Annotated in this window: 12 protein-coding genes; 7 read left to right on the top strand and 5 right to left on the bottom strand. The window is 66.8% G+C overall.

Annotated elements, in window-relative coordinates:
* Positions 1-27: 27 nt before the first annotated feature.
* The 3 genes from ACZ75I_RS15325 to ACZ75I_RS15315 all read left to right on the top strand — a co-directional run bounded on the left by ACZ75I_RS15325 (position 28) and on the right by ACZ75I_RS15315 (position 5,019).
* Positions 28-882: an XAC2610-related protein gene (locus ACZ75I_RS15325; RefSeq protein ID WP_472958220.1), complete on the top strand. Its 855-nt coding sequence runs from the start codon at positions 28-30 to the stop codon at positions 880-882.
* Between the two features lie 126 nt (positions 883-1,008).
* On the top strand, positions 1,009-2,727 hold the full coding sequence (locus ACZ75I_RS15320; protein ID WP_472958219.1) for a thiamine pyrophosphate-dependent enzyme: 1,719 nt from the start codon (positions 1,009-1,011) through the stop codon (positions 2,725-2,727).
* A gap of 687 nt (positions 2,728-3,414) precedes the next feature.
* Positions 3,415-5,019, top strand: a complete 1,605-nt coding sequence (locus ACZ75I_RS15315; RefSeq protein ID WP_088497235.1) for a SulP family inorganic anion transporter — start codon at positions 3,415-3,417, stop codon at positions 5,017-5,019.
* Positions 5,020-5,216: 197 nt separating this feature from the next.
* Here ACZ75I_RS15315 and ACZ75I_RS15310 read toward each other — a convergent pair whose 3' ends face one another.
* Positions 5,217-5,927 carry a glutathione S-transferase gene (locus tag ACZ75I_RS15310; RefSeq protein ID WP_472958218.1) on the bottom strand — a complete coding sequence of 237 codons (711 nt, stop codon included), beginning with the start codon at positions 5,925-5,927 and terminating at the stop codon, positions 5,217-5,219.
* A gap of 169 nt (positions 5,928-6,096) precedes the next feature.
* Here ACZ75I_RS15310 and ACZ75I_RS15305 point away from each other — a divergent pair, with 169 nt between their 5' ends.
* The 3 genes from ACZ75I_RS15305 (at position 6,097) to ACZ75I_RS15295 (ending at position 10,324) form a co-directional block, all read left to right on the top strand.
* Positions 6,097-6,918, top strand: coding sequence for a DUF3014 domain-containing protein (locus ACZ75I_RS15305; RefSeq protein ID WP_061480771.1), 822 nt, complete (start codon positions 6,097-6,099; stop codon positions 6,916-6,918).
* Between the two features lie 181 nt (positions 6,919-7,099).
* Complete coding sequence (gene clpB, locus ACZ75I_RS15300; RefSeq protein ID WP_346477011.1) at positions 7,100-9,685, top strand: ATP-dependent chaperone ClpB; 2,586 nt, start codon at positions 7,100-7,102, stop codon at positions 9,683-9,685.
* 54 nt (positions 9,686-9,739) lie between these two features.
* Complete coding sequence (locus tag ACZ75I_RS15295; protein ID WP_472958216.1) at positions 9,740-10,324, top strand: hypothetical protein; 585 nt, start codon at positions 9,740-9,742, stop codon at positions 10,322-10,324.
* 39 nt (positions 10,325-10,363) lie between these two features.
* On the opposite strand, the gene ACZ75I_RS15290 is transcribed toward ACZ75I_RS15295, so the two are convergent.
* The 3 genes from ACZ75I_RS15290 to ACZ75I_RS15280 form a co-directional block, all read right to left on the bottom strand.
* Positions 10,364-11,164 (bottom strand): MipA/OmpV family protein, encoded by an 801-nt coding sequence (locus tag ACZ75I_RS15290; protein ID WP_180867506.1) that lies wholly within the window; start codon positions 11,162-11,164, stop codon positions 10,364-10,366.
* Positions 11,165-11,305: 141 nt separating this feature from the next.
* Positions 11,306-12,595, bottom strand: a complete 1,290-nt coding sequence (locus ACZ75I_RS15285; RefSeq protein ID WP_180867509.1) for an ATP-binding protein — start codon at positions 12,593-12,595, stop codon at positions 11,306-11,308.
* Positions 12,592-13,329, bottom strand: a complete 738-nt coding sequence (locus ACZ75I_RS15280; RefSeq protein ID WP_134968998.1) for a winged helix-turn-helix domain-containing protein — start codon at positions 13,327-13,329, stop codon at positions 12,592-12,594. Before ACZ75I_RS15280 ends, ACZ75I_RS15285 begins: the two co-directional genes overlap by 4 nt.
* Before the next feature lie 180 nt (positions 13,330-13,509).
* On the opposite strand from ACZ75I_RS15280, the gene ACZ75I_RS15275 reads away from it, so the two are divergent.
* The gene (locus ACZ75I_RS15275) at positions 13,510-14,796 is read left to right on the top strand and encodes an O-acetylhomoserine aminocarboxypropyltransferase/cysteine synthase family protein (protein WP_053500794.1); all 1,287 of its coding nucleotides are present in this window, start codon (positions 13,510-13,512) and stop codon (positions 14,794-14,796) included.
* A gap of 487 nt (positions 14,797-15,283) precedes the next feature.
* On the opposite strand, the gene ybaL is transcribed toward ACZ75I_RS15275, so the two are convergent.
* Positions 15,284-16,981 carry a YbaL family putative K(+) efflux transporter gene (ybaL, locus tag ACZ75I_RS15270; protein WP_472958215.1) on the bottom strand — a complete coding sequence of 566 codons (1,698 nt, stop codon included), beginning with the start codon at positions 16,979-16,981 and terminating at the stop codon, positions 15,284-15,286.
* Positions 16,982-17,014 lie beyond the last annotated feature (33 nt).

Genomic DNA, 17,014 nt, shown 5'->3' with positions numbered 1-17,014 from the left:
GCCGCCGCGGTGCCGCAGGGAGCAATGATGAACTACAGGGAATGCCTGCTGGGCCTGGTGTTGGCCGGCGCGCTGGCACCGACGGCGCAGGCGGAGGACGAGGGCGAAATGCTACGCTTCCAGGTGGCCGCGCATGTGCAGGCGCACGCCGATCCCCAGCAGGACGGAAGCATCGTGGTGCAGCTGTCACCGTCGGGCAAGCGCCAGACGCTGGCCGGCGCGGCGGATGCCGACGGAAATTCGCGCTGGTCGCTCGAAGATGTCGATTTCGACGGTTACCCGGAACTGGTCGCACGCGCCCCGGTCGGCATGGTCAACGAAGCGGTGGCGGTGTACCGGTTCGATCCCGCCAGTGCCGGGTTCCGCGCGCTGCGGGCTGAAACCCACGGCAGGGAGAGCTGCGGCGAGCTGATGGGCCTGATGGTCGACCGCCCCAGCCGCACCCTGACCAGCAGCTGCCGCAGCGGCCCGATGTGGTACACCGACCAGTATCGCTTTGCAGGCGCAACACTCTATCTGTACCGCGCCGAGAGCGTGCTGATGCTGGGCGATACGGTGAACGCCGCGCTGCAGTGGGAACAACGCGACGAGAACGGGCCGTTGGCAGTCTGGCGTACCTATGATCCCGCCGGCCGTGTGTTGGAAAGTGCCATTGCCGATGGCCTGGGCGCACCGCCGGATGGACCGTTGCGCGGCCAGCAGGCCACCGTGGCATCCGCGCGGCTGTTCCTGTTCGACCGGCCTGGTGCGTCCAGCACCAAGCGTTACCTGGTGCAGGGCGATCGCGTGGAACTGCTGGATGAACAGGACGGCTGGGTGAAGCTGCGCTACCGCAGCCCGAAGCGCGGCGACGTGCTGGGCTGGATCAACGTCAACGACTAAAAAGGGGACGGAGGGAATTAAGTCGCTTGCGGCACAAGCGACTTAATTCCCTCCGCCCCCTTTTTTGCGGGGGCATCACTTCATCAGGTCTAGCCTCGAACGTTCCCCCGTTCGAGGATGTATCCGATGAGCAAGCGCGTGGCCGAAATCGTGGTGGACGCCCTGCAGCAGGCTGGTGTCCGCCGTTGCTACGGCATCGTGGGCGATACGCTCAACCATGTGACCGATGCGATGCATGGCAGCGAGATCGCCTGGGTGCACGTGCGCCATGAAGAAGTGGCAGCGTTCGCTGCTGGCGCCGATTCGCTGGTGAGCGGCGAGTTGACCGCCTGCGCGGGTTCCTGTGGTCCCGGTGGCCTGCACTTCATCAACGGCGTCTTCGAGAGCAACCGCAACCGTGCGCCGATGGTGCTGATCGCCAGCCAAGTGGTGACCAGCGAGCTGGGCATGGAATTCCCGCAGGAAGTGGATTTCAAGTCGGTCTATGGCAGCTGCACGGTGTTCTGCGAGCAGGTGCACAGCCCGGAGCAGGCGCGACGCGTGGTGGCCCTGGCCTGCCAGGCCGCGATCAGCCGCCGTGGCGTGGCGGTGGTGATCCTGCCGGCCGATATCAGCCAGGCCGAGGTGAAGCACGATGTGCCGTTCTCGGTGCATTACACCCAGCCGGTACTGCGCCCCTCCGACGCCGAACTGCAGCGCATCGCCGAGTTGCTGGGGCAGGGCAAGCGCATCGGCATCTACGCCGGTGCAGGTTGCCAGGGCGCGCACGCACAGCTGTTGGAACTGGCCCGGCGCCTGCAGGCCCCGATCGCGCACACCTCGCGCGCCAAGGACTTCGTCGAGCCGGACAACCCGTACAACATGGGCATGACCGGAATCTTCGGCATCGAGTCCGGCTTCCACACGCTGATGGCGTGCGACACGCTGCTGCTGCTCGGCGCCGACTTCGCCTGGGGCCAGTTCTACCCGGACAAGGCCACCATCATCCATGTCGACCGCGATGGCAGCCACCTTGGCCGCCGCCACCCGGTGAACCTCGGCGTGGTCGGCGATATCGCACCTACGCTGGACGCGTTGCTGCCGATGCTGCCGCCGCGCGAGGACAGCAGTTTCCTGGACGAGTGCATCGAGCATCGCGACAAGGCGCTGAAGAATCGCGAACAGGAGGAGCAGCCGGGCGAAGGCGAATTGATCCATCCACAGCACCTGACCGCGCTGCTCTCGAAGCACGCCACCGAAGATGCACTGTTCACCGCCGACGGCGGCTCGCCGATGGTGTGGGTGCTGCGTCATATCCGCGTGAACGGCCGCCGCCGCACGCTGACCAGCCTGCTGCACGGCACGATGGCCAACGCGATGCCGCAGGCGCTGGGGCTGCAGAAGGCCTTCCCCGGCCGGCAGGTGATCTCGCTGTCCGGCGATGGTGGCCTGGCGATGCTGCTGGGTGATCTGTTGACGGCGGTGCAGGAGAACCTGCCGATCAAGGTGGTGGTGTTCAACAATGGTTCGCTGAACTTCGTCGAGCTGGAGCAGAAGGTGGAAGGCCTTCTGGACAACTACACCGACCTGAAGAACCCGGACTTCGGCCGCTTGGCCGAAGTGATCGGCTTCCATGGCCGCACGGTCACCCGCAGCGAGGATCTGGAGGAAGCGGTGCAGGATTTCCTGTCGCAGCGCGGCCCGGCATTGCTGGACGTGCACACGAGTCGCGCCGAGCTGGTGATGCCGCCGCAGATCGAGGCCAAGCAGGTCGCCGGCACGGCGCTGTATGCGGCCAAGGCGGTGTTGAACGGTCGCTTCGACGACGTGAAGCATCTGCTGGTGGACAACTTCCTGAAGAAGTAGGGGATGGTCGATGCAGGGCTGCGCCCTGCACCCGCCGAAACCACGGCAACCGCCGAAGCAAGGTCAAAAGCAGGTTTGCCGTGAGTAGGCGGGGTGGGTCCGGTTGCGGGGGACGCTGCAAGTACGTCCATGTAAGCTCGGTCGCCGCATCCATGCGGCTCACGCCCCCGCAACCGGACCCACCCCGCCTTCGACAGTCTTCCGCTGCTGTTGGTAGGCGTCGACCTTGGTCGACACGGTAGATCCACGCCATGCGTGGATGAACGAAAGAATGATCGGAATGATCTTCTGTAGAGCCGAGCCATGCTCGGCTCGGAGGTTTCGCGTACAGCAGCCGGGCATGGGCTCGGCGCTACAACGAGAGCCTGCCTTTGCCTTTGATCTTTTGATTCTCTTCCGTGGCTGGCACGCGCAGGAAACTGTGGGAGGCCGGTCGGGATGGGCTGCGCAGGACCGTTGGCGCCATGGATGGCGCCATCGAGCCCCCACGGACGGGTTTACGGCGTGTCCTGCGCAGCCCATCCCGACCGGCCCAACTCGCAATGCCAGTCGAGTAACAGTCGACTCTACCCGCGCCCAGCCATGAGGGGCCCCGCCGTTGGCTGGAACCCATCATTCCACCGCGGAATTGGCGCCCAGGCCCCGCTGGGCCTACCATCGGCGCTCCTCACCCCCACCGCCCCTTCCATGTCCGCTCCCGCTTCCGCCGCACCGCGTCGCTGGTTCGTCGCCGGCGACTTCAACGGCTTCTTCGGCCTGGTCGTCGACAACCTTTCCATCCTCGGCTTCATCGCCATGGCCCTGGTCGGGATCTTCCAGTTCCCCGCCGACGTGGTGTTCGGCCGCATGTTCCCCGGCACGGCCTTCGGCGTGCTGATAGGCAATCTGCTGTACACCCTGATGGCACGCCGGCTGGCCGCGCGCAGCGGCCGTGACGACGTCACCGCCATGCCGCTCGGCCTGGATGCCCCGACCAGCATCGGCATGGCCCTGCTGGTGCTTGGCCCGGCCTTCATCGCGTTCAAGCAGCAGGGCATGGACCCGCACGCGGCGGGCATCGCCACCTGGCAGCTGGGCATGGCGGCGCTGGTCATCATGGGCGTGCTCAAGTTCGTGCTGTCGTTCTTCGGTGAAGCAGTCACCCGCGCGCTGCCGCGTGCCGCGCTGCTGGGTTCCATCGCCGGCATCGCGCTGGTGCTGATGGGCCTGCTGCCGCTGCTGGAAACGCTGCGCTCGCCGCTGGTCGGCTTCACCACGCTGGGCCTGCTGCTGTATGTGCTGATCGCCAAGGGGAAGCTGCCGGTGCGTGGCCCGGGCGTGCTGCTGGCCTTCGTGTTCGGCACCGTGCTGTATTACGGCCTGGGCCTGGCCGGGCTGGGTGCGCCGGGATTCCATGTGCCGGAGTGGGTGCCGCCGCAGGTGGTGCTGCCGCTGCCGACGCTGGGCTTCCTCGACGGCCTGCCCACTGCGATGACCTACCTGCCGCTGCTGCTGCCGTTCGGCCTGCTGATGGTGGTCGGCGGCATCAATGTGTCTGAAAGCGCGCGTGCGGCCGGCGATGACTACCGCACCCGCGACATCCTGCTGGTGGAAGCGGTGGCTACGCTGGTGGCAGGCGTCTGTGGCGGCGTCGCGCAGACCACGCCGTACATCGGCCAGCCGGCGTACAAGCACATGGGCGCGCGCAGCGGCTATACGCTGCTGACCGGCCTGTTCGTCGGCATCGGCGGCATGCTCGGCATCATCTCCGGGCTGGTGCAGTGGCTGCCGCTGGCGGTGCTGGCACCGATCATCGTGTACGTGGCCATCGACATCACCACCCAGGCCTTCCAGGCCACGCCGCGCCACCATACCGGCGCGATGGTGTTCGGTTTCCTGCCTTCGGTGGCCTACCTGCTGGCGATCAAGGCACCCGGCTGGATCGCACCGGATCAGCTGCCCCAGCTGCTGACCAAGCTCGACGGCCACGGCCTGCCTGAGCTGGCGGTGATCTTCACCCTCGGCAACGGCTTCATCATCACCTCGATGCTGTGGATTTCGGCGGTGGCGGCGATGGTCGATGGCCGCCTGCGCCGTGCCTGCGGCTTCCTGCTGGTGGCGGCGGTACTGACCCTGTTCGGGCTGATCCACTCGGTGGATCCGCGCGGCGGCATCTACCTGCCGTGGGACCTGGAAGGATTGGCGCGCATCATCAGTTTGCAGTTTGCCGGCGCCTACGTGGCCCTGGCGCTGCTGCTGGGCCTGCTGTCGCTGCAGAAGCAGCCGGTGAAGCCGCTGGGTGGGAACAGCTGATCCCACGGTAGTGCCGGCCGTTGGCCGGCATGCTCATGGGTATCCAAGGGCTGGCGCATTGCCGGCCCTTCTGCTTCTGCCACCTTGTAGAGCCGAGCCTGCGCTCGGCTGCGCTGAGCCGAGCATGGCTCGGCTCTACAGGGGCGTGTTGCGGGCGGCGAATGCTCACAGCGCGCTCTGCCAGCCAGCGGCCGGCACTACCGCTCGGCGTCCAGCTCCGGGTAATGGCGGAAGATGCCATCCGTGTTGAACGCCAGCCGCCGTTCCGAGGCCAGGTAGGCGGCGATGTTCGGCCGCTTCGCCACCCGCGCCTGCAGCGCGCGCAGCAGGGGCAGTGAGGGCGCCAGTGCCTGCATGCGACGCGGAAACATGTAGTCCAGCCCACTCAGCAACTGGAACAGCGACAGGTCCACATACGAATGCTCGCGCAGTGCATGGCGGCCACCGTTGGCGGCCAGCACCCGTTCGAAGTAGCCCAGGAACTTCGGCAGGCGCTCGCTGCGCAGCGACGCGGCACGTGCCTTGGCCTCGGTCTTCTGCTCTTCGTAGTATTTCGATGCGGCGATCGGATGATGGGTGTCATGCACTTCGGCCACCAGGTCAGCGATGGTCAACTGCAGTTGCAGCGCCTGCATCCGCCGCGATGCGGCCTGCGGCACCAGATCCAGCGCCGGGCCGAGGAAGTCCAGGATCGCGGCAACCTGCGCAATGACCTGGCGACCGGCCTTCAGGAACGGCGGCGCGAAGGGCTGCGGGCCTTCGCTGTGGCCCTCCAGGAACGGCTGCATCACCGCATCACCGTGCACCCGCGCCATGTCGATGTAGTCGGCGCCGGCATCTTCCAGCGCCAGCCGCACGAACTCGCCCCGGCCCTGGATGCCGGTCCAGTAATACAGCGCGTACTGCATGGCAGTGTCTCCGCAGGACAAGGCCCACAGCCTCGCGCGCGGCACGCAAAGCAGGCGTGAGCGCGGCTTTGGCGCGGGCCGAAGCCGAACGGCAGCGGAACAGGCGGGGAACCGGCTGGAACCGGTGGGGTCACACCTTCTCCATGCGTGTGAAACGAGGTGCTGCATCATGCAGAGTGGAAAGGCGGTATGGCCCTGGGTGCTGGGTGTGGTGGTGATCGGCGGCGCGGGCGGTTGGTTGTTCCGCGATCAGCTGAAGAGCCTGGCAGACGGTGTCTCGGTGCCGGTGCAATCGCCCCCCGCCAGTACCAGCGCACCGCCACAACCGCAGGCGGCCGCGGAACCCGCGCCAGCGCCACCGACGATCAAGCATCCGCTGGATACCGAGGCCGCAGCTGATCCGGCGCTACCGAAGCTGGCTGACAGCGATACGGCTGCCTGGGGTGCATTGAGCCAGCTGTTCCAGGGCGAGGGCCCGATGACCCTGCTGCTGCGCGATCACCTGATCCAGCGCCTGGTCACCCAGGTCGACAACCTGGACAAACCAAGCGTGCCGCCGACGGCGCTGGCCGCACGGCCGCTGCCGGGCAACCTGCAGGTCGAGCCTGGCGAGGGCGGGGAACGCATCGCGGCAAGCAACTCGGCGCGTTACGCGCCCTATGTGCAGGCCTTTACTGCGCTGGATCCAGCGGCAGCGGCTACGGCGTACAAGCGCTTCTATCCGTTGATCCAGCAGGCCTACGTCGACCTGGGCCGGCCCGAGGGCTACTTCAACGACCGTCTGGTGGCGGTGATCGACCATCTGCTGGAGACCCCGGAACTGGCGCAGGCGCCGTTGGTGCAGCGCGATGAGCGCGGCCGTTACCGCTTTGTCGATCCCACCCTGCAGTCGCGCTCGATCGGGCAGAAGGCGCTGTTGCGCATGGACGCCACGCAGGCGCGGGCGGTCAAGCAGCAGCTGCGGGCGCTCCGCTCTGCGATCACCCGCTGAACCGGTCCACTGCGCCGAACTGATCGGGATCAACGCGCCGACCACACCCGTTCCGGCATGCTGGCCGCAGGCTGACTCGCTACGGGGTGCAGTCGCAGCCACCCTTGAAACGGGGTGGGGCAGCCGCATCTTCCCAGCATCGCCGGCGCGGGCCGGCCCTGATGACCGATGAGGATTCGCAATGCGGATGGACAAGCTCACCTCGCGTTTCCAGCAGGCGCTGGCAGACGCACAGTCGCTGGCCGTGGGCCGCGACAACAGCATCATCGAACCGGTTCACCTGTTCAGCGCGCTGCTGGACCAGCAGGGTGGCAGCACGCGCCCGCTCCTGGCCCAGGCCGGGGTGAACGTGCCGGTGCTGCGCGAGCGCCTGACCGAGGCGCTGGACGCACTGCCCAAGGTGTCCGGTCAGGCCGGCAACGTGTCGATGGGCAATGACCTGGGGCGCCTGCTGAACCAGACCGACAAGCTGGCGCAGCAGCACGGTGATGCTTTCATCGCCAGCGAGTGGTTCGTGCTGGCGGCGCTGGAGGATGGTGGCACGCTGGGCATGGCGCTGCGCGCCGCCGGTGCCGACAAGACCCGCCTGCAGGCGGCCATCGACAAGCTGCGCGGCGGCGAGAACGTGCAGTCGGAGAATGCCGAGGAGCAGCGGCAGGCGCTGGAGAAGTACACCATCGACCTGACCGCGCGCGCCGAGAGCGGCAAGCTCGACCCGGTGATCGGCCGTGACGAGGAAATCCGCCGCACCATCCAGGTGCTGCAGCGCCGGACCAAGAACAACCCGGTGCTCATCGGCGAGCCCGGCGTGGGCAAGACGGCGATCGTGGAAGGGCTCGCCCAGCGCATCATCAATGACGAAGTGCCCGAGGGCCTGCGCGGCAAGCGCGTGCTGTCTCTGGACATGGGCGCGCTGATCGCCGGCGCCAAGTTCCGCGGTGAATTCGAGGAGCGCCTGAAGGGCGTGCTCAACGACCTGGCCAAGAACGAAGGACAGATCATCCTGTTCATCGACGAGCTGCACACCATGGTCGGCGCCGGCAAGGCCGATGGCGCGATGGATGCCGGCAACATGCTGAAGCCGGCCCTGGCGCGTGGCGAGCTGCACTGCATCGGTGCGACCACGCTGGACGAATATCGCAAGTACATCGAGAAGGATGCCGCGCTGGAGCGCCGCTTCCAGAAGGTGTTCGTCGGCGAACCCACGGTGGAGGACACCATCGCGATCCTGCGCGGGCTGAAGGAAAAGTACGCCGTGCACCACGGTGTGGAGATCACCGATCCGGCCATCGTGGCTGCCGCCACGCTGTCCAACCGCTACATCACCGACCGCCAGCTGCCGGACAAGGCCATCGACCTGATGGACGAAGCCGCCTCACGCCTGCGCATGGAGATCGACTCCAAGCCGGAGGAGCTGGACCGCCTGGAGCGCCGGGTGATCCAGCTGAAGATCCAGCGCGAGATGCTGAAGAAGGAAAAGGACGAAGCCTCGCGGCAGCGCCTGGCCGACCTGGAGAGCGATATCGACGGGCTGGAGCGCGAGTTCTCCGATCTCAATGAAATCTGGAAGTCGGAGAAGGCGGCGCTGCAGGGCGCCACCAAGATCAAGGAACAGGTCGAGCAGGCCAAGCTGGAACTGGAAGCTGCGCAGCGCCGCCAGGATTTCGCCAAGATGAGCGAAATCCAGTACGGCCTGTTGCCGCAGCTGGAAAAGCAGTTGGCCGCCGCGCAGGAAGCCGAGCACAAGGACTTCAAGCTGGTACAGGACCGCGTGACCGATGAGGAGATCGCCGAGGTCGTTTCGCGCTGGACCGGCATCCCGGTCAACAAGATGCTCGAAGGCGAGCGCGACAAGCTGCTGCGCATGGAAGAAGTGCTGCACAACCGTGTGGTCGGCCAGGAAGAGGCGATCAAGGTCGTCTCCGATGCGGTACGCCGCTCGCGTGCCGGCCTGTCCGATCCGAATCGTCCGGCCGGCTCGTTCCTGTTCCTCGGCCCGACCGGCGTCGGCAAGACCGAGCTGTGCAAGTCGCTGGCCGAGTTCCTGTTCGACAGTGCCGACGCGATGATCCGCATCGACATGAGCGAGTTCATGGAAAAGCACAGCGTCGCCCGCCTGATCGGTGCGCCCCCGGGCTACGTCGGCTACGAGGAAGGCGGTTACCTGACCGAGGCCGTGCGTCGTCGCCCGTATTCGCTGATCCTGCTCGATGAGGTGGAGAAGGCGCATCCGGATGTGTTCAACATCCTGCTGCAGGTGCTGGACGATGGCCGCCTGACCGACGGCCAGGGCCGCACGGTGGACTTCCGCAACACCGTCATCGTGATGACCTCGAACCTGGGCTCGCATCAGATCCAGGACATGAGCACCGACGACAGCCCGGAGGCCTACACGCAGATGAAGGCGGCCGTGATGGGCGTGGTGCAGGCGCACTTCCGTCCGGAGTTCATCAACCGCCTGGATGACATCGTCGTGTTCCACCCGCTGGACAAGCAGCAGATCAAGCAGATCGCACGCATCCAGATGCGCGGGCTGGAGAAGCGCCTGGCCGAGCGCGGGCTGAAGTTGGCGGTCTCCGATGCGGCGTTCGATCTGCTCGGCAACGTCGGCTTCGATCCGGTGTATGGCGCGCGGCCGCTGAAGCGCGCGATCCAGTCGCAGCTGGAGAATCCGCTGGCGCAGCAGATCCTGTCCGGCGCGTTCGTCAACGGTGACACCATCGAAGTCGGCAATGAGGGTGGGCATTTGGTCTTCGCCAAGGCCTGAACCGGTGGCGCGCCTGCCATGGCTGGCGCGCCACCAAAGCCTCAGCAAGGCACAATGATCCCGTTTCACTTTCGCAAGGACGAGGAGATCCGCATGGACGTTACCCGCAGGGTTTCACTCTGCGTGGCGCTGGCGCTCGCTGCAGTTGCTGGACACGCCGCAGCCGTCGAACAGGTCCAGCTGCCGACGATGAAGGGTTACCAGCAGGCCCACCAGAGCACCGACGCACAAGGCAACCGCATCACCGAGTACGTGCCGCAGGGCCAGACCGTGCAGGACTGGACCGACATGGTCACCGTCAATGATGCGCCGAAAAGTGGCCATGTAAGTCCGCGCGAGTTCCTCGGCATCATCGAGGCGGGGTGGCGCATGGCCTGTCCGGCTGCGCAGAGCCACTGGATCCGCGAAGGCGAGGAGGGCGGACGGCCATTCGCGCTGCTGATGCTCAGTTGCCCGCTGAACCCCGGCACCGGCAAACCGGAGTTCACCTGGATCAAGGGCATGCAGGGCAGGCAGGGCTTCCACACCGTGCAGAAGTCGTTCCGCGCCGAGCCGGAGAAGGACGACGTCGTGCAGTGGATCGGCTGGCTGCGAGAGGTCGGCTTGTGCGGCAGCGGCGCCGCACAAGCCTGCCACTGATCGCAGCGAAAGAGGGCGCCCAGCGGCGTCCTTCATGCATCAGAAGCGGTGCGTATAGCCGCTCATCACGCCGAACTGGTTGGCCTTCTGCACGATCGGGCTGTTGGCCGCATCGCCGAGCAGGCGCGTGCCTTCGGCCGAGATGTACCAGTTGCCATTACGGCCCACGCGGTTGCTCCACTTCAGGCCCACACCGGCGCTGACTAGGCCGGCCTTCGGTTTGTGCTCGGCAAAGCCGGTGCGCGCGGCTTGTTCCGGACTGACGCCGTACCAGGTCTGCATGTACCCACGGTTGCCGTAGTCGGTGGAGACGCTGCCGCTGACCACGCCACCGGCCAGGTCGAACAGCGGCATGCTCAGGTTCAGGTGGATCTGCTGGGTAGCCAGTCCGTTCTCAGCCTTGTCCTCGTCCTTGCGGGTGAACTGCCAGGAACCGCTCAGCACGGCTTCGCCCAGCGTATATCCAGCCGAGACACCGACCAGGGGACGGGTATCGATATCGCCCATGCCGCGCAGGAAGTCCGAACCGCCGAGCAGCGAATCCTTGTCCTTGCGGATACCGCTGGCACCGACATAGGCGCGCACGCGGGTGTGCTCGCCGAGGGTCGTGCCCCAGCCGATGCCACTGGTGCCCAGAAACCAGCCCCTTGGCGAGGTGACATCGAAGGACAGCGAAGGCGTCGCACGGTACTCCTCGCTGCCGCTGTAGCGCGGCGCCACGCCACCACCGGCGGCGAGCTCGAAGGTCCAGTGGTCATCCCTGGCGTGGGCGATCGGGGCAGCGAACAGTGGCAACAGGGCCAGGCAGAGCAGGGTGGGGGAACGGCGAAGCTGGGACATGGAAACTCTCGACAATGGGAGGAAAAGCAGCGCGCGCATCCGGCGAGTGCTGCAGGGTCGCTAGCGTGGCGATACGCCGGCGACCGATCCGTCCGCAGTTGTGCGGGAGTTGTAATCAACTGTAATTGCGCCCGTGGGCGTTCAGCTGGCAGCCAGCGGCCAGTGCATTTCCAGGCGTGCGCCGCCGAGGGCGGCGCGACCGATGCGCAGTTCGCCGTGGTGGCGTGCGGCAATGCGGCCGACGATCGCCAGGCCCAGGCCGAAGCCCCCGGTATCGCGGCTGCGGCTGTCATCCAGGCGGGTGAACGGGCGCATCACCTTCTCGCGATCGGCTTCGGCGATGCCGGGGCCATCGTCATCCACGCGCAGGCAGGCGCGGCCGCTGACACCGACCAGCGAGACTTCCACCTGCGAGCGCGCGTGGCGCAGGGCATTGCCGACCAGATTGCTCAGCGCCAGCTGCAGCAGGCGCGGTTCCGCGTCCAGCCGAGGCAGGGCACTGGGCTGCACGCGCAGCACCAGGCCGGCACGTTCGGCATCGCGGCGGGCATCGGCCAGGCAGGCCTGCAGCCAGTCGTTGGCTTCGATCCGCTGCATCGGTTCGCCCTCGCCCGGATGCTCGAGCCGTTCGTAGGCCAGCAGTTCGCTGACCAGCCGGTTGAGCTCGGCCAGGTCGCCATGCAGGCCCTGCGCCAGTCGTTCGCGGCGCTCGCGGTCATCGCTGTCCTGCATCAGGTCCAGGCCAAAGGCCACGCGCGCGATCGGCGTGCGCAGTTCGTGCGAGATCGCATGGGTCAGGTCGCGCTGGCGCTGCACCAGTTCGGCCACGCGTGCGGCCATGCGGTTGGAGTGATCGACGATGACCCGGATCTGCGAGCGTGGCGAAACCTGCGCGCGTGCCTGCAGATCGCCGGCGCCGATGCGGTCGGCATGCACGCGCAGGGCCTCCAGATCGCGCCAGAGCAGGCGAACCCAGGCGTACAGGCTGGCGCCGACCAGCAGCAGGATGCTGAGGTAGGCCGCGATGGTCATGTACGTGGTCATCTGCACCGCGCCAGGCAGGCGCAGGTGCAACCAGCGACCGTCGATGCCTTCGATCGGCAGCAGGACCTGCTGGTACTGATCGCGCACGATGAAGCCATCGGCCTGCACGGCTGCCTGTTCCTGCGGGGCCAGCGCGGGAGGCGTGTCGAGCAGGGTCAATGCGATGCCATAGTGCGGTTGCCACTGCTGCAGGCGCTCACGCTGCTGGCTACCGTCCAGGCCGGCCAGGCCGCTGCGCAGGGCGTACACCTGCCCGCGCACCTGCTGGACGAAAACGCGATCCTGCACAGGCGTATAGATGCTGTCGAGCACCCGGTTGAGGAAGAATACCGAGGCCAGGAAACAGGCGCCGGTGATGAACCACAGCCACAGGAACAGCCGCTTCATGCCGTCCAGGCCGACGGATTGAACTGGTAGCCGCGGCCCCACACCGTCTTGATCCGCCGCGGCTCGCGCGCATCATCGCCGAGCTTGCGACGCAGCTTGCCGATGCAGACGTCAACGCTGCGGTCCAGGCCGTCAAAGCCGATACCGCGCACCGCCTGCAGGATCTGGTCACGGGACAGGATCTGCCCGGGCTGGCTGGCCAGCAGCCACAGGATTTCGAATTCGGTGGTGCCCACGTCCACCGTGGCGCCGTGCAGGTGTACCTCACGCTGCATGCGGTCGATCAGCAGTTCACCGTGCATCAGCCGGCTGGGCGTGCCGGTATTGCCGCTGCCGTGGCGGCGGCGCAGCAGGGCGCGCAGCCGGGCAAGAAGCAGGCGTGGTTCGATGGGCTTGTGCACATAGTCGTCGGCGCCCGATTCCAGGCCCAGCACCTGTTCGATGTCGTCCTCGCAGGCGGTCAGCATCAGGATCGGCACATCGGAGAAGCTGCGGATCTGCCGGCACACGTCGATGCCGCCCAGGCCGGGCAGCATCAGGTCCAGCACCACCAGCTCCGGCGCGTGCTGGCGGCAGGCGGCGCCGGCAAGGTCGCCGCGTGCGATGTGCTGCACGGCGAAGCCATGCTGGTGGAGGTAGTCGCTCACCAGTTCGGCCAGGCGACGGTCGTCCTCTACCAGCATGACCGACGTAGGCGAACTGCTGGTGGTGGGATGCCAGGGCGATGGCTGCATGGGTGGGGCCTCCGTGCCCGGGCAGGAGCGCCCGGCGGCGCAGCCTAGCAACGCCCCATGACGACTGCCTGAATCGCGGCCAACCTGATAACCGCCGGTACGGGCGTCATCGCCAGTAGCTTTCAGCGGCGTGTGCCAGCTGGCCTATGGTGGCGGTTTCCCCGGATGGAGCCTGGTGCAATGAGCGAACCGCAGTGGCAACTGGAAACCCTGGCCGTGCACGGTGGCTACCGTCCCGACCCGACCACCCGCGCGGTGGCGGTGCCGATCTACCAGACCGTGGCGTATGCCTTCGATGACACCCAGCACGGTGCCGACCTGTTCGACCTGAAGGTGCCAGGCAACATCTACACCCGCATCATGAACCCTACCACCGACGTGCTGGAGCAACGCCTGGCCGCACTGGAAGGTGGCATCGGTGCGCTGGCGCTGGCCTCGGGGCAGGCCGCGATCACCTATGCCCTCCAGACCATCGCCGAGGCCGGTGACAACATCGTCGCCTCCAGCGCGCTGTATGGCGGCAGCCTCAACCTGCTGGCCCACACGCTGCCGCAGTATGCCATCCAGGCGCGCTTCGCCGACCCGGCCGATCCTTCTGCGTTCGCCGCGCTGATCGACGAGCGCACCAAGGCGGTGTTCGTCGAATCGATCGGCAACCCGCGCGGCAACGTCACCGACATCGCCGCCATTGCCGAGGTGGCGCATGCGGCGGGTGTGCCGCTGATCGTCGACAACACCGTGGCTACGCCGTTCCTGCTGCGCCCGTTCGAGCACGGTGCCGACATCGTCGTGCACTCGCTGACCAAGTACCTGGGCGGCCACGGCAACAGCCTCGGCGGTGCCATCATCGACTCCGGCCGCTTCGACTGGGCGGCGCAGCCGAAGCGTTTCGCCCGCCTCAACCAACCCGACCCCAGTTACCACGGCGTGGTCTATACCGAAGCACTGGGGCCGGCGGCCTACATCGGGCGCGCGCGGGTGGTCCCGCTGCGCAATACCGGTGCCGCGTTGTCGCCGTTCAATGCGTTCCTGATCCTGCAGGGCATCGAGACCCTGGCCCTGCGCATGGAGCGCATCAACGCCAATGCACTGGCCGTCGCGCAGTTCCTGAAGGCGCACGACAAGGTCGCCTGGGTGCGTTACGCGGGACTGGCAGACGACCCCGAGCATGCCGCCGCGCAGCGCTACCTGGGCGGGCATGGCTCGGGCGTACTGACCTTCGGCCTGCCGGGCGGGCGCGAGGCTGGCGCGCGCTTCCTTGATGCGCTGAAGCTGTTCACCCGCCTGGTCAACCTGGGCGACGCGAAGTCGCTGGCCACCCATCCGGCCTCGACCACCCATCGCCAGCTGGATGCGGCAGAGCTGGCCAAGGCCGGGGTCAGCGAAGATACCGTGCGGCTGTCGATCGGCATCGAGCACATCGGTGACCTGCGCGCCGACCTGGAGCAGGCCCTGGCCGCCGCCTGATAGCCGCGCGCTTGGTGCATATCGCCACAGGCGATCACCACCGGCGGCGCGATGCGCTAGGGTGGAACTGCCTCTCCAAGGCGTGGCAACGTGGCGATCCAGATCCCCGGTCGATGCGGGTCGACCGGGGATTTTTTTGTTTCCGGGGTCAGATCCGTTTTCCTGTGGAAAACGGATCTGACCCAATGCACCAACAGCAGCAGGGAACTGTCGAAGGCGGGGTGGGTCCGGTTGCGGGGGCGTGAGCCGCATGGGCCCGAGGCATGCCTTGGGCGGGTTGGGCAGGACGCCCAACCCCGGTCTTGCCGTGTGCGCAGGACAGCGCACACGAGCAAGCGGCGACCGAGCTTACATGGACGTACTTGCAGCGGCCCCTGCAAGCGGACCCACCCCGCGATCCCACGGAATGCAAGCTTTTGCTCTTGTCGTTGCCGTTGCTGTTGTTTGGGCAGGTGCCGGGCTGCAAGCCCTGCCGCAAGCACACTTCTCACACCACCGGGATACTGTGCTGCCCCAGATTCCGGTACGGCGGTGTGGACATGATCATCTCCGCCAGCGAGTACGCCAGCTCACGTTCGGCCATCACCGTGCCATCGGCACCGTGTTCCAGCAGATGCTTCACTTCCGCATCGCTGTGCGCGCGTGCCAGCAGGGTCAGGTCCGGGTTGATCGCACGCAGCTTGGCCAGCGCCTCACCGGCTTCCAGCGGCTGCGGAATCGCCAGCACCGCAATCTTCGCCCGCTCAGGATGGGCCTCGGCCAGCACCCGGTCGGCCGCCGCACTGCCGCGGATCGCCGCCAGGCCCTTGGCGTGCGCCGCCTCGACGTGTTCCTTGTTGTCATCGATCACCAGCACCGGCACGCCACGGTCGCTCAGCACCTGCGCCAGTTCGCTGCCGACCCGGCCATAGCCGATCACGATGGCGTGGTCATGCAGGTCCCGTGACGGGCCGGTCGCCTCTTCCGGCTCCGGCGTTTGCGGCTGTGTTTCCTGCTTGGCCTGCCATCGGTCGAGCAGGCCGAACACCAGCGGGTTGAGCATGATCGACACCAGCGCACCGGCCAGCACCAGCGACTGGCCTTCCTTCGGCAGGATCTGCAACGCCACACCGAGCCCGGCGATGATGAAGGCGAACTCACCGATCTGCGCCAGGCTGGCCGAGATGGTCAACGCGGTGCTGGTGGGATGGCCGAACGCACGCACGATGAAGAAGGCGGCGGCCGACTTGCCGAACATGATGATCAGCACGGTGGCCAGCACCTGCCACGGGTGCTGCACGATGATGTTGGGGTCGAACAACATGCCGACCGACACAAAGAACAACACCGCGAACGCATCGCGCAGCGGCAGCGAATCATGCGCGGCCTTGTGGCTCAGTTCCGATTCGTTGAGCAGCATGCCGGCGAAGAACGCGCCCAGCGCGAACGAGACACCGAACAGCATCGCAGAGCCGAACGCCACGCCCAGCGCAATTGCCAGCACCGACAGGGTGAACAGTTCGCGCGAGCCGGTACCGGCAATTCGTTCGAGGATCCACGGGATGACCCGGCGCCCGACCACCAGCATCACCGCCACGAACAGGCCCAGCTGCACGAAGGTCCAGCCGATGTCGGCCAGCACGCTGCCCAGCGAGTGCGACTCCTTGGCCGCGTCGGGACCGAACACGCCGGCCATCACCGGCATCATCACCAGCGCCAGCACACAGGCCAGGTCTTCGACGATCAGCCAGCCGACCGCGATCTTGCCGCGCATCGTCTCCAGCAGGCGCCGTTCCTCCATCGCCCGCAGCAGCACCACGGTACTGGCCGTGGCCAGCGAGAAACCAAAGATGACGCCGTGAATGGCCGGCCAGCCCATCAGCGAGGCCACGCCCCAGCCGAGCAGGGTGGCCACCGCGATCTGGCCGATGGCGCCGGGGATGGCGATGGCCTTGACCGCCATCAGGTCCTTCAGTGAGAAGTGCAGGCCGACGCCGAACATCAGCAGCATCACACCCAGTTCGGCCAACTGGTTGGCCAGCGCCTGGTCGGCGACGAAGCCGGGGGTGAACGGGCCTACGCAGATGCCAGCAACCAGGTAACCGACCAGGGGAGACAAGCGGAGCTTGTTGGCCAGCGCGCCGAAGATGAAGGCGAGCCCCAGGCCAACGGCAACGATGTTGATCAGGTCGGTGTCATGGTGCATCGGCACTCGCAGGAAATCGGGGGGGATGCCCCG

The organism is Stenotrophomonas sp. X, from assembly GCF_055721025.1.
The sequence above is the reverse complement of the archived record's forward strand: the minus strand, read 5'-3'. Positions and strand labels throughout refer to the sequence as shown.

Bases quoted from the DNA above. Each gene is read 5' to 3' on its own strand.
- clpB (WP_346477011.1), top strand. From the start codon at position 7,100: ATGCGGATGGACAAGCTCACCTCGCGTTTCCAGCAGGCGCTGGCAGAC.
- ACZ75I_RS15280 (WP_134968998.1), bottom strand. From the start codon at position 13,329: ATGCAGCCATCGCCCTGGCATCCCACCACCAGCAGTTCGCCTACGTCG.
- ACZ75I_RS15290 (WP_180867506.1), bottom strand. From the start codon at position 11,164: ATGTCCCAGCTTCGCCGTTCCCCCACCCTGCTCTGCCTGGCCCTGTTG.
- ACZ75I_RS15295 (WP_472958216.1), top strand. From the start codon at position 9,740: ATGATCCCGTTTCACTTTCGCAAGGACGAGGAGATCCGCATGGACGTT.
- ybaL (WP_472958215.1), bottom strand. From the start codon at position 16,981: ATGCACCATGACACCGACCTGATCAACATCGTTGCCGTTGGCCTGGGG.
- ACZ75I_RS15320 (WP_472958219.1), top strand. From the start codon at position 1,009: ATGAGCAAGCGCGTGGCCGAAATCGTGGTGGACGCCCTGCAGCAGGCT.
- ACZ75I_RS15325 (WP_472958220.1), top strand. From the start codon at position 28: ATGAACTACAGGGAATGCCTGCTGGGCCTGGTGTTGGCCGGCGCGCTG.
- ACZ75I_RS15305 (WP_061480771.1), top strand. From the start codon at position 6,097: ATGCAGAGTGGAAAGGCGGTATGGCCCTGGGTGCTGGGTGTGGTGGTG.
- ACZ75I_RS15275 (WP_053500794.1), top strand. From the start codon at position 13,510: ATGAGCGAACCGCAGTGGCAACTGGAAACCCTGGCCGTGCACGGTGGC.
- ACZ75I_RS15285 (WP_180867509.1), bottom strand. From the start codon at position 12,595: ATGAAGCGGCTGTTCCTGTGGCTGTGGTTCATCACCGGCGCCTGTTTC.
- ACZ75I_RS15310 (WP_472958218.1), bottom strand. From the start codon at position 5,927: ATGCAGTACGCGCTGTATTACTGGACCGGCATCCAGGGCCGGGGCGAG.
- ACZ75I_RS15315 (WP_088497235.1), top strand. From the start codon at position 3,415: ATGTCCGCTCCCGCTTCCGCCGCACCGCGTCGCTGGTTCGTCGCCGGC.